This is a genomic window from Paenibacillus sp. CF095, assembly GCF_900101225.1.
GTDB lineage: Bacteria > Bacillota > Bacilli > Paenibacillales > Paenibacillaceae > Paenibacillus.
The window spans coordinates 1,831,267-1,844,342 of the sequence record NZ_FMZN01000001.1 but is presented as its reverse complement, the minus strand read 5'-3'; the positions used below and the strand labels follow the sequence as shown (position 1 = coordinate 1,844,342).

The window sequence follows — 13,076 nt, the reverse complement described above, 5'->3', positions numbered from 1 at the left end:
TTGCACGACAGCATGTTATTAATTTAAAACGCCGCTGCCGACTATTGTAACCTTTATTTCCGGGTGAAAACGAACTTGCGCATACTGTTGATTCCAGTCTAAGCTTTTCCACAAGTCCGGGTGATGGGCTATTAAATGTCTGCCAATACCGAAGGAATCACAACCACTTTGCTGAAGTGTCTTGATAATTAGTTCTGCGTCCTGAGTCATGACATCGGATAACTTGCGGTTCAGACGTTCAATCGTTTCCTTTTCCTGAAGGTGATTCATTGCATACTCAACAATAGTTACTGGAAGTTCGATATGGAGATTCACATCAATTTGGCTATCATGTGCAACCTTTACCGCGAGTTTACGTTTGATTTTTTTGGTATTCGCTTCGTAAGTGATATAGTTCCGTGGATTATTGGAAGGACCAGGATGAATCTTTTTGACAAATCGCGCTGTTTTATTCCATTTACCACTCATAATAACGTAAAGGGGAGCCTGTTCGATATTAAGACTCCCACTGAACCTTTGCCCGTGAAAAAGAGCGATTCCTCGCGCATCAATTTCCTCTTCATTCTTAAATAGATAAGGCAACGTAAAGTCCTGTCCCGGATCCAGCATGGGTGGGAGAAGGGTTTCCAGCGTCATTTCAGGAAAAATGCATAATTCCTCCAAACTCTTAATTTTTTTCGTTATAAACTCACCAATCAATATGCTGCCCACTCTTTTTTGGTGTAACAAATCGCCGGCCTCTCCATCCACAATCGCAATTTTCACATGTGAGGTCGGGTAATCAGGTTCCCGATATAAGACATCCAAGTAGGGGTAGATATCATTTTGTGCGAGTTTGTTGCCGTATAAGATCATCCCATATTTGAAGAAACGGATATCACCCGTCACTTTAGCGCGAATTCTATCCGTGCTTTGTCGGACGGATCTCCCGGTACCTGAGTGGACTTCATTACCGCTGGTCCCTTGTTGACTCTCAGAATCATCGACAATTTCAAGCGTCTGTTTAATTTCACCCTCTGAAGTGATATCATACGCTGAAGCATTAGCCAGTCTGGCATCTTTCAAACTATCCTGATCCCAGCATCCCGTCATCACCATAAGCAGGATTGGCAGGACAAAGATTTTTCCTCGTTTACTCATAACATCTTCTCTTTTCGTTTCATTATATAAGATAGAACCAACAGTAGCAGAGGCAGGATTATGAGAAAAAAGTAAGCCGATCTGTTGGCTATCGTACTAATCAACTCCAGTTTTTCCCGCTGTTGTGGCAGATAGGCAATTACACAAGAAGCAAGAACGACATAAGGCACAGCTTTTTTATGGTGTTTTTGTTTGAAGAGATAACTTATACCATAGGATGCCGTATAGTAGTAACCGCAGATCGCCCCAAAAATTGAAATTAACCAGATGGGGAGGAACAGAAAATCTGCCCGATCCATAGTCCCGAGTGGGATCGAACGGAGCAAATAAATGACAGGTTCAGGCATTAAGTCAAGTTGCTGCGGACTAAAAGCCGTTGAACAAATAAACACGGTAAATGCATACAACATCACAACTACAGCACTTGCCGAAGCAATAGACTTGAGTTTTCCACCGCTGCTACCTTCAACCATGGGAAACACAACGAGAAAAAACTCGAATCCGAACATGGCCATTAATGTTTCGGTTGATCCACTAATGATATTGGACCATCCTGCTTCGGTTAAAGGCAAAAGATATAACAGATTGATCTCCTTGAGTCCATAACTGATCAATACCATCATGGGCAAGACCAAAAAGGAGATGAGTACAAGTACTCGGGCAATGATTCGTAATTTTTGCCGAACCAAATAGATACTGCTGAACAAAAAGAGGGCTAATATAGCCCACCGAGGCGTATCCTGCAGCATCCAACGGTTAATCACACCGTAAGCGTTCACCAGAACAGAAGTGCCCATCAAGAGGAAATATCCAACATAGGCAATGATCAGCAACTTGCCAATCCATTTACCCGTAATCAGCGTTACAATATGATAAATGGACGAACTTGGGAATCTTCGCATCAAAAGCCAGCACAACAGTATGACAAGTTGGATCAGGAACCCTCCAAGGAAAACAGAGATCCACCCACCGCCTTTAGAGAGAAGATGTATCCGGTAAGGGAGAGACAAAATATCTACACCAATTTCAAATTTCAAAATGAGCAAGAATAATTGTCCCTGAGTGATTGTCGTTTCCTTATTCACGTTTTTTCCAACTCCTAGAGAACTTCTGCTGATTCAGCCGCCGTGGGCGGGCATCATGAGGACGCCCGCGAAGCGCCCAAATGGGAAAGCGAATCCATACATCCTTCATGTCAGCTAATCGGAAAGGGGCCACTGGAGCAAAATAAGGCGATCCGAAGTTTTCCATCTTACAGAGGTGAATGGTTAGAATCACCAGACCAAATGCGATGCCGATATATCCAAAAAGCGCCGCTCCAATCATCATTGGAAAGCGGAGAATACGGACTGCCGAACTCATCTCATGCGAAGGCACCAAAAACGACGAGATAGCAGTTAGCGATACCACAATAATCATTGTATAGGATACAAGCCCCGCACGAACGATAGCATCTCCGATAACCAAACCGCCAACGATGCCGATGGTCTGGCCCACTCGGCTGGGAAGTCGGACCCCGGCTTCTCTTAATACTTCAAAGATCAGTTCAAGCAACATTGCCTCTACAAGTGCAGGAAAGGGGATGTTCTGCAATGATTTCTTGATTGTGTGTGCCAGCTCGATCGGTAAAATGGCGGAGTGAAAAGAGATCGTTGCAATATAAACAGCAGGTAATGTAAAAGCAATGACAAAACTCATCATGCGAATTAACCGTAAAAAAGAACTGACAATCCAGCGACCATGATAATCATCCGGACTTTGATAAAAAGCAAAAAACGTAACTGGAGCAATAAGAGCTGACGGACTTCCTTCGGCAAGTATGGCGACGCGTCCTTCCATCAAGTTGGCAATAACCCGGTCAGGTCTTTCTGTATTGAGCTGCTGGGGAAACAGAGAGAAGGGGTTATCCTCCACAAATTCTTCAATAAAACCTGGAGCGAGCACCATATCTGAAGATATGGATGTGATTCGCTCTTTGACTTCGTTCACCAACTCCGGATTGGCCAAGTCCTGAAGATATACAACTGCAATTTTGGTATGTGTCTTCTCGCCGACGTTAAAATATCGAACGATTAAGGATGGACTGATAATTTGTCTGCGGATCAGATTCAAATTAACCGAAAGCTGCTCTACGAATCCATTGTGCGGACCTCGAATAACACCTTCGTTTTCCGGTTCGGTTGTGCTACGGACATACATTTTCTCGGTAGAGAGAATGTAAAACTCCGGGTACCCGTCGATTATGTAAAGACATTTCCCTTGAATAAGTGAGACTATTCCACGTTGCAGATCCGTATCTTTTCGACTTTCTAATGTGGTGAACGATGGGTAGATTTCCGAATGGGCTTGCTCATTTAGTGCGGTTAAGACATGTGTTTGAATGATCTCCTGATCTACAAGTGAATCGATATAGAGAAGCACACTGTGTACACCATTAAGTAGAAGCAATTGTTGTTTCAAATCGTCAGTACAGTAGAGGGACTGTTCCACATAAGAAATATTCATTTTTAATTCAGAGAAAGCCTGATTGGTTGGGGTCATTGATCCACCTCTTTATAAAATGCGACATGGATTATCTTGTGCAAAATCAAGACTATTATTCAATAGGCGCTTCTTATTCAAAGAACTTATAACCAAACATTGAAAAAATAGCTGTACTAAAATCCATAATTTACAATTCAATTAGAAACTTTTTCCTAAAACTAGCGTCTAATATTATGACTTTTTGAGGGGTTATAAATTACTAGAGAGTAGAAGGAGCCAAAGACAACGCATGAATATGAAAAAGAAATTATCTATCTTTACCGCTTTAGCCGTTTTTCAAGCATTTGCAGTCGGTTCTGTGAATGCGCAATCAGCACCGCAAGGTGACACCGCGTCAGTAAACACGGCCAATGTAGAATCAGTTGAGGTGTTAAAGCAAGAGCAGCCGATTGCAGAGCGTGAAGTGAAGACGGAGAGCAATAACAAATCTACCAATACTCCGCCCGCTGAAGCCAAGGACACTCAAACCTCGACCGGCACTGAGGCAACACCTAAAACAGATAGCGAAAAACCTGCATTGGATGGGGGAGAGAGCACTGCAAACGAAACGGGTACGAAACCTGTAGTTCAAGAGGAAACACCTGAGGAGGAAACGCCAGCTACACCTGCTCAAATAGAGCAACCATCCATTGATGGAACGTCTCCTGTAGCAGCAGGTGGGAATCTGACGTTGTACATGAATAGCAACAAAATGGAGCAGGATGGAAAAACGTATCTTGCGGGCCAGCCAATGGCTGTAAAAAACGGTGTATCCTATGTTGCAATCCGTGCGCTGGTTGACCGTGTGGGATACGGCGTCAAATACGATAACAAAACCAAGGAAACCATCATTATTAGTGGTGAGGATGAACTCCGATTCAAGACTAACAGCAAAGACTATACGGTAAATGGAGAGACCAGAACGATGAAAGGCCCTGCGTATCAGCAAAAAAGTACATTCATGGTGCCGTTAACTTCCATTACTCAAGCTCTGAACATCACCTATAAAGTGAATCAGTCGGCTAAAACGGTTGTGTTGAATCTAAATACAAAACCTGTTGCAAGTTTCACCATTTCCCAAAAGGAAATCTTTGCGGGTGATCAAGTGGACTACGTGACTTCTAACAGTTCACCCAATGGAATGGATATCGTTGACGAACGCTGGACTGGTCGCCAGGATTCATTTGATCAAGCAGGTACATATACGATTTCATATCAAGTACAGGATTCCAACGGCCAATGGAGTGATCCCTATTCCGTTACCATTGAAGTATTGAGTCCTAATCTTCCTCCTGTAGCCATGTTCGCCACAGATAAAGAACAGTATAAAATGGGCGAAAAAATAACATACACAGACCAAAGTACAGATGATGAAAATAATATTGTTAAAGCGGTATGGGAGAACAATTCACTTGCGTTCTTTGAACCGGGTCCAAAAACGGTGACACTTACGGTTACTGACAATCACGGCGCTACGAACACGTATTCCAAAGTCATTACCATAACGAATGAGACCTTATATTCATTTACCGACTTCAATTTACTTTTCACGCCGGTAGGACAGAAATTCACCTTTAACGGCGGCGAAGTGACTACGATGGAGAAAGTCCCGTATACCTACATGGATGAGCCAAGTTTGCTGATCCGCAGTAACAGTCCGGAAACTGTGAATACGGAAGGCATTGTATATAAAGAATCATCTTCGGGGCAGACCCGTTTCATGATTCACCACGTGAACAATACAGGCAAAAGAGTAAAAATGTATGTGATTGCAACCAATAACAATCCAAATCCGGCAGTATTTGAACAACAGAATATGGGCTTTGCTGGCCCTACACCGTATGCTACCGTAGCTGGGAAATTGTCTATTGATAAATGGTTCAAGTCAATTCAGACTGGAGCGGATCAAAAGAAAGAGTACCTTCAACCTGGGGAAAGCAAACTGATTTTGACAGAACTTAATAAAACGCCAATGAAAGAAGGACAAGTCATTTCTCTCTATTCGGACGCTTATAGTGATTATTCCCTAGACTATAACGTTATCCTGGTGGAAGAAAATAAAGATCCGTTTGAGGCTCTGCCATTGTTACCTGTGCTTGATCGTGACGGAGTACACAACCGTGGTACGTACCCGAATGCGACTCGCATTATAAAGTACGATGAGCACGTGGGAATCAAACCTGCCCGTCTGCCACTTGGTGACAATTCAAGCGATCCCAATCTGGTAGGAACAGATCCGATGGCTTACACAGACGCATCCAATGCGGGTAATTTCGGCGTATTGTACAAAATCACGCTGACCAATGTTGCACCGCGTACACTTATCTCCTTTAACCCTCGTGGAGGGAAGTACTCCGGAGTAGCTCTGGTGAACAATCAGTTGGTATCGATTGCCGAAGGTAACGTTGCGGTTGCCAATTCAAGTGAACAAAGCGTGCTTTACCGCACCGGTTCAACTGGAGAGAGCGTAACCATTCTATTCTCTGCCGCACCAGGAAGCAACCTGCCGGTGAATCTGCTCTTTACACCACTCCCATCGGAGAAGTAATCTAGTTGTCTCTTATAACGAATAGTTTGAGTGGCGCGTTAATCATCGACAGAAAAGACTCCGTATGGAGTCTTTTCTTTTCATTACTTATTTCTACTAAGGAGGAATCAAATTCCGATGAATGTAGTCGTCAAGTTGATACGTGAATTCAAAGAGCGGGATACCCGGCGTTTGTTGAAAGATTATCGAGACAGAGTGGGGCTTATCAGGAAACGGAATTTGGAAGTTTGGGATGATCAGCGCCTGCAAGCAGAATCTCTTCGACTGCAAGAAGAAGCAAGATCAGGCACGCCTTTGGATGATCTGCTTGTTGATGCTTATGCTCTAGTCTGCGAGGTTGCGAAGAGAACACTCGGATTACAGCCTTACGATGTGCAAATTATGGCTGCGATTGCTTTGCACGAGAGATTCTTGATCGAGCAGCATACCGGTGAAGGAAAAACACTCTCTGCTGTTATGCCTGTTTATCTCAACGCGTTGACAGGCAAAGGCGTTCATGTGCTTACTTTTAACGACTACTTGGCAAATCGAGATGCCGAGTGGATGGGCCCGATCTATCGCTTTCTTGGGTTAACGGTAAGCTCGGTTCAAGCGGGCATGAGCCTGTTCGAGAAACGGGAAGCTTACGCCAAGGATATAACCTATGTTACGGCTAAAGAAGCAGGGTTCGATTATTTGCGTGACACAATAGCATTCAATGAGGCTGATACCGTACACCGTCCTTTCCACTACGTCATCGTTGACGAAGCGGATTCATTGCTTCTTGATGAAGCGCGGGTGCCGCTAGTCATTAGTGGCGATTCGAGTGCTTCCAAGAGTGATGGCAATCTTTTCGCAGAAGTGGCCCGGCAGCTGCAGCCAGGTGAGCATTACGATTTTGACGAGTTCCAACGGAACGTTTACTTGAATGAAGCCGGTGCTGCAAAAGCGGAGTTGCTGCTGGGATGCGGCAATTTGTACGATAGCCATAACAGTCATTGGTTAACGTCATTGAATTGTGCGCTGCATGTGGAATCGTTATTAAAAAAAGACGTCGATTACATCGTCCGGGACGGTGTAATTGAGCTAATCGAAGAACACACCGGCCGTGTGGCCGAGAACAGATATTTGCCGGACGGCCTGCAAGCTGCGCTGGTGGCAAAAGAAGGGTTGCAGTGGAAGGCCGGTGGTAGAATTCTCGGCACGATCACGATTCAGCACTTTATTAGCCTGTATTCGGGAATTTGCGGAATGACGGCTACGGCGCACGCTTCAGCAATGGAATTTGAGGATATCTATGCGTTACAGGTCGTGCAAATACCGCCAAACCAGCCAAACATACGGATCGACCACAAGCACCGAATTTACACCCATAAAGAAGCCAAATATAAGGCGCTTGTACAAGAAATCTCTTCCGTCCATAGGGTGGGACGCCCCATTCTTATTGGTACGTCAAGCGTCGAGGAATCTGATATGCTAGCGGAGGAGCTTGCCGCTGCTGGCGTACCTTGCCAGGTTCTGAATGCAAAAAACGATGCAAAAGAAGCCGAAATCATCGCTAAAGCGGGAGAAATAGGCGCGGTAACGGTATCTACGAATATGGCAGGGCGCGGCGTCGACATTCGTCTCGGCGGCGGTAATCCCGCGCAGGCAGAAGTAATTGCCAAGCTTGGCGGATTATACGTAATAGGTACATATGTGAACGAAAGTATGCGGATTGATGACCAGCTGCGCGGACGTTGCGGCCGCCAAGGTGACCCTGGAGCATCCGTATTTTATATTAGCCTGGAAGACGAGTTGATGCTTCGGTTTGGCATTCATAAACTGTTTCGCGCTCCCAATCAGGACGAGGTTCTTGATGATCCGGCGCTCCACAGCAAAATCGAGCACATTCAGCGCGTTATTATAGGCCAAAACTTCGATATTCAGCGGGAATTGAACTGTTATTCGGATATGGTGGAAGATCAGAGGCGAATTCTATACGAGGAGCGGCTCGGAATTTTGAAAGCTGAGAGACCGATGAGCCCATCGGAGCAGCGGGTACGGCTTTTTTATATCGACGAGTTCTGGGCTGACCATCTGGCATTCGTTTCTTACATTCGTGAAAGCATTCATCTCGAGAGCATTACCAGTCGCAACCCGATCGACGAGTTTCATACGCAAATCACCCAAGCATTCGAGCAAATTCCGACTAAAATAGATCATGAATCGGCGAATATGCTTAGAAAACTCGGAGGTTCGAATGATCCCGAGAAATGGGAACAGTTCGGTCTGAAGAGTCCTATTTCGACTCGGACTTATATGATCAACGATCAATACAGCCAAGATAAGCGCAGCTCATGGACCGGAACGACGGTATTTGCTTTTTGGGGCAGTAAGATTTTGAAGCTGTTACTGAAGCCAGTATATAGGATGTCAAAATAGTAATGGGAGCGTGACAATCGATGAACAATAGAGAACGGTTTTCGAGCCGGGTCGATTCGTATTTGAAATACCGCCCGAGTTATCCAAAAGAGGCTATTGACTATTTGTACGACGTCGTTGGTTTACATGTGAACAGTAATATAGCAGACATCGGTTCAGGTACTGGCATCATCTCAAAACTACTTCTGGAACGCGGAAGTTATGTAGCCGCAGTCGAGCCAAATCAGGCAATGCGGGAGGCCGCCGAGCAAATGTTAGAAAGTAATCCGCAATTCCAGAGTATAGCAGGTTCCGCAGAATCTACTGGATTACCTGATCAGTCGGTTGATTTTATTGTCTGCGCTCAGGCATTTAACTGGTTTGATCGCTCTGCAGCCCAAATCGAGTTTCGCAGAATTCTGCGGCCAGGTGGGAGAGTAATACTCATCTGGAATTCACGTCTTACAGACGGTACTCCATTTCGTGAAGAGTACAATCAACTGCTCCATACATATGGAACCGACTATGAAAAAGTTAATCATAAAAATATTTCTCAGACGATGTTGCTCTCTTTTTTCAAGGAAGGTTCAATGCATGAAATGCGATTCAGAATGAGTCAGGAGTTCGATTTCGAAGGATTGAAAGGCCGTTTGTTATCATCTTCTTACAGCCCTGTACCCGGGCATGCAAATTACGATCCAATGATGACGGAACTGCGGAATTTATTTGATAAAAATAATCAAGAGGGTACTGTTCATTTCGATTATGAAACTGAGATTTTTTGGGGAGAAGTATAAATACGGCATTGAAAGTCGCTACTATAGCGGCTTTTTTTTATTTTAGTGGAACAAGTTCTTGTCTCACTTGCCGGGATTAGCTGTTGGAACGAGCCCAGGCACACTTCCTTAAAATCTTATAAGAAATTCTTGATATTTCAGAAATTTATCCGAAAGGCGGGTGCTATTATACAAATACAAACAAAGACGAGGTGATGAAATGCAAGCAAAGTTGGCAGCGGACGCCATTCCCATCTCCAAAAAGCGAAAGACATGGATAAGGACGATACAAAAGTATAAAGTGATGTATGCTCTCTTATTACCAGCCTTAATTTACTTTGCGGTATTCAAATACATTCCTATGGCGGGAATCATGATTGCTTTTAAAAACTACAACCTGGCTTTGGGACTATGGGATAGCCCATGGGTAGGATTCAAGAATTTTACGGATTTTATGAACGGCGTTTATTTCTGGGACATCATGAAAAATACGATCATCATATCGCTTTATAAGCTATTGTTCGGTTTCTCCGCTCCCATCGTACTAGCTTTACTCCTCAATGAAGTGTATAGCCAATGGTTTAAAAAAATCGTACAGACAATCACTTATTTGCCTCATTTTCTGTCATGGGTCATCGTTTATGGAATTATGGTAGCATTACTAGCCCCAGGCGACGGTCTCTTTAACATGATTTTAAAGGATTTTGGTGTTGAACCCATCTCGTTTCTAACGGAACCTGCCTGGGGCAGAATGCTGATCATCTTATCTGAAGTATGGAAGGATATTGGATGGGGGGCGATTTTGTACCTTGCCGCCTTGGCAGGAATCGATCCAAGCTTATATGAAGCGGCTCGAATAGATGGCGCTTCCAAATGGAGACAGCTCTGGCATATCACGTTACCTGGCATTCGAGGAGTCATTATTCTGATGCTGATTCTGAAATTAAGTCATATCCTGGATGCAGGTTTTGACCAAATATTCATGTTTGCCAACACCTTTAACCAGGAAAAGATCGATATTATCGACACATGGGTATACCGGGAAGGGTTGGAGCGTCTTAAGATTGGCTTGGCTACTGCTGTAGGATTGTTTAAAGCTGTCATCGGATTTGCTTTAGTGTTGGCAGCGAATAAGCTCGCCAAAAAATTCGATGGGCAAATTTGGTGAGGTGGTCTTAAGTATGATCCATTTGACAATCGGGGAAAAAGTCTGGCAAACCGTCGTTTATGTAATTCTTATTTTTTTATCCCTACTTTGTGTGCTGCCCTTTCTATACGTGGTTGCTGTCTCCGTAACGCCAGAATCGGAAGTACTGAGAAGAGGAATTGTGATTATACCAGAATCCTTTACCTTTCTGGCCTATAAAGAAGTATTCATTTCTCATGGGATCTGGCAGGCGTATAAAATTACGTTGTTTCGAACGATTGTAGGCACGGCGTTAAATGTGTTTTTTACGGTAATCGCGGCCTATCCGTTATCCAAAAAATATTTGCCCGGAAGAAGTCCGTTTTTACTCTTCATTGTGTTTACCATGATGTTCAGTGGAGGGTTAATTCCGACATATTTACTAATCCGCTCTCTGGGATTGTTAAACAGTCCTTGGGTATTGATCATTCCAAATCTCATTAGTGCATTTAATCTGGTGATCATCAAAGGCTTTTTTGAGCAATTACCTGGTGAAATCGAGGAATCAGCGAGGGTAGACGGTGCCAGTGAGCTTCAGACGTTATGGCGGATCATTTTACCCCTGTCCTTACCCGTTCTGTCCACCATTTCTTTATTTTACGCAGTCGGGCATTGGAACAGTTATTTTGATGCCATTGTATATATCAATGATTCCAATTACATGCCACTTCAAGTGATTTTGCGCAACATCCTGCTTAACGTTGCAACTCAAAGCGCTGATTCGCTCGCCAATTCCGGGGCTGTCAGTACGTTCGCTGTGCAGATGGCTACAGTTGTTGTAACTACAGTCCCGATATTAATCGTTTATCCATTTTTGCAAAAACATTTTACCAAAGGTGTACTCCTGGGATCCGTTAAAGGTTAAAAAGTGTTCCAACCTAACTTATTACGGGGAAACCGTGATAATATACAATCAAAGGAGAGGTCAATATGCAGCGTAAAAAGATTTCATTTGCTATTCTGTCGACAATTTTAGGGCTTGGAACGCTATTGTCAGGATGTGGGGGAAATGAAGAAATTACATCGACAACTTCGGGTAATTCGCAAGGCCAGTCTGGCCAGTTTGCAAACAAAATGAAAATCTCAATGTTTAACCAAGGTACTTTTAATGCTGCTGCTCCGGTACCTCCACGTGATGAAGATATTCAACGCCAAATGTTGGAAGAAGAGATGAACATCGACTTGGATATGATGATTCCTCAAGCGGGTCAAGCAACAACCAAACTGAATACACTCATTGCAGGCGGGGATATTCCAGACTTGATCTTCTTAAAGAGTCGTGCTGATCTCGCGCAATATTACGACCAAGGTGTTCTTGCGGATTTGACACCGTATATGGATCAGTTTCCTGAACTACAGAAACGATTTGGCACCGACTCATGGGAGGCAATGTCCTATCAAGGAAAAACCATTGGAGTTCCAGGTTATGATAATGTAAACGGTATCAGTCGAAGCTTCTTCATCCGTAACGATTGGCTGAAAAAGCTAAATATGGAGGTACCAACGACACCTGACGAGTTGTTCAAAGTTATGAAAGCCTTTACAGAGAAAGATCCGGACGGTAATGGCAAAAATGATACGTACGGATTCATTGGCGGTATGAATAAAGAAGGTAATCTGCAAACCTACGGCTTTGATAGCTTGATGTGGATGTTTGGCGTCAATCCTCCTTCAGCCGTTGAGATAAAAGATAATGAACCGGTATTTCTGTTTATCGATCCCAAAATGAAAGAGGCTCTTGCTTACATTAATAAAATGATGGCAGCCAAGGTGGTTGACCCGGACTGGGTAACGATGAATTCGCCTGATCTGTTGGACCAAAAGATGTTTAAGGGTAAAGTTGGCTTCATGATCAGAGATGCTCGTAGACTGGAACCGGATTATCAACAGAAAATGAAAGAAATTAGTGGAGAAGTTCCGGAATGGATTGTCATCCCTCCGATGAAAGGTCCTTACGGGGATCAAATTGTAGAGAGAAAATCATTCCAGGGCAATTCATGGGCCATATCCGCAAAAGCGGACGAGGACAAAATCATTCGGATCTTGTCCATGCTGAATTATCTCTTTACGGATGAAGAAGCCTATCCGAACTTTGCATACGGAATTAAAGGCATCCATTGGGATGTCGTAGACGGCAAGATCAAGAATAAAACCTCCGAGTTATCAAAGGAAATGAAAGAGAAGTACCTATGGGTCGATCATTATAGAATGCCGCGCCGTGGTGATGATGCGGAGTACTTCAGTTTCCAAAATCCGAAGACAGCGGAAGCTTTCAAGGACAATCAGCAATATGTGGGGCCAACGTTGCCCGGAAATTTATTGACCCCTGACCCAAGCGATACCTTGGATGCTGACCGCACACGTTTCATTAATGAAAGCTTGGTTAAGTTTATGACGGGCAAAGAGCCTCTTTCCAACTGGGACAATTTCCTCCAGACGCTGGATACCAAGTTTGACATGCAGAAATATAAGGAAGCAGCAATCCAGCAATTTAAAGAAGCCGGCCTTATCAAGTAAAAAT

Annotated in this window: 9 protein-coding genes; 6 read left to right on the top strand and 3 right to left on the bottom strand. The window is 43.9% G+C overall.

The genetic code is table 11. The features are described 5' to 3' along the window. Window positions 1-18: 18 nt before the first annotated feature. From BLS69_RS08035 to BLS69_RS08025, 3 genes are read right to left on the bottom strand one after another with little or no spacing between them, the layout of a single operon-like run. A complete protein-coding gene (locus BLS69_RS08035; RefSeq protein ID WP_091030173.1) occupies window positions 19-1,140 on the bottom strand; it encodes a Ger(x)C family spore germination protein in 1,122 nt (373 codons plus the stop codon). After that, window positions 1,137-2,225 carry a GerAB/ArcD/ProY family transporter gene (locus BLS69_RS08030; RefSeq protein WP_091030169.1) on the bottom strand — a complete coding sequence of 363 codons (1,089 nt, stop codon included), beginning with the start codon at window positions 2,223-2,225 and terminating at the stop codon, window positions 1,137-1,139. Before BLS69_RS08030 ends, BLS69_RS08035 begins: the two co-directional genes overlap by 4 nt. Beyond that, window positions 2,218-3,681 carry a spore germination protein gene (locus tag BLS69_RS08025; RefSeq protein ID WP_091030166.1) on the bottom strand — a complete coding sequence of 488 codons (1,464 nt, stop codon included), beginning with the start codon at window positions 3,679-3,681 and terminating at the stop codon, window positions 2,218-2,220. The genes BLS69_RS08030 and BLS69_RS08025 overlap by 8 nt, the downstream gene beginning before the upstream one ends. Window positions 3,682-3,913: 232 nt before the next feature. On the opposite strand from BLS69_RS08025, the gene BLS69_RS08020 reads away from it, so the two are divergent. The 6 genes from BLS69_RS08020 to BLS69_RS07995 all read left to right on the top strand — a co-directional run bounded on the left by BLS69_RS08020 (window position 3,914) and on the right by BLS69_RS07995 (window position 13,072). Further along, window positions 3,914-6,211, top strand: a complete 2,298-nt coding sequence (locus BLS69_RS08020) for a copper amine oxidase N-terminal domain-containing protein (RefSeq protein ID WP_091030161.1) — start codon at window positions 3,914-3,916, stop codon at window positions 6,209-6,211. Window positions 6,212-6,328: 117 nt separating this feature from the next. Then, complete coding sequence (locus BLS69_RS08015; RefSeq protein WP_091030158.1) at window positions 6,329-8,614, top strand: preprotein translocase subunit SecA; 2,286 nt, start codon at window positions 6,329-6,331, stop codon at window positions 8,612-8,614. A 20-nt stretch (window positions 8,615-8,634) separates the two neighbouring features. Beyond that, window positions 8,635-9,390 carry a class I SAM-dependent methyltransferase gene (locus BLS69_RS08010; RefSeq protein ID WP_091030157.1) on the top strand — a complete coding sequence of 252 codons (756 nt, stop codon included), beginning with the start codon at window positions 8,635-8,637 and terminating at the stop codon, window positions 9,388-9,390. Between the two features lie 199 nt (window positions 9,391-9,589). Continuing rightward, window positions 9,590-10,537, top strand: a complete 948-nt coding sequence (locus tag BLS69_RS08005) for an ABC transporter permease (RefSeq protein WP_091030155.1) — start codon at window positions 9,590-9,592, stop codon at window positions 10,535-10,537. A gap of 13 nt (window positions 10,538-10,550) precedes the next feature. Further along, window positions 10,551-11,420: a carbohydrate ABC transporter permease gene (locus BLS69_RS08000; RefSeq protein WP_091030152.1), complete on the top strand. Its 870-nt coding sequence runs from the start codon at window positions 10,551-10,553 to the stop codon at window positions 11,418-11,420. A 65-nt stretch (window positions 11,421-11,485) separates the two neighbouring features. Continuing rightward, on the top strand, window positions 11,486-13,072 hold the full coding sequence (locus BLS69_RS07995) for an extracellular solute-binding protein (RefSeq protein WP_091030150.1): 1,587 nt from the start codon (window positions 11,486-11,488) through the stop codon (window positions 13,070-13,072). Window positions 13,073-13,076 lie beyond the last annotated feature (4 nt).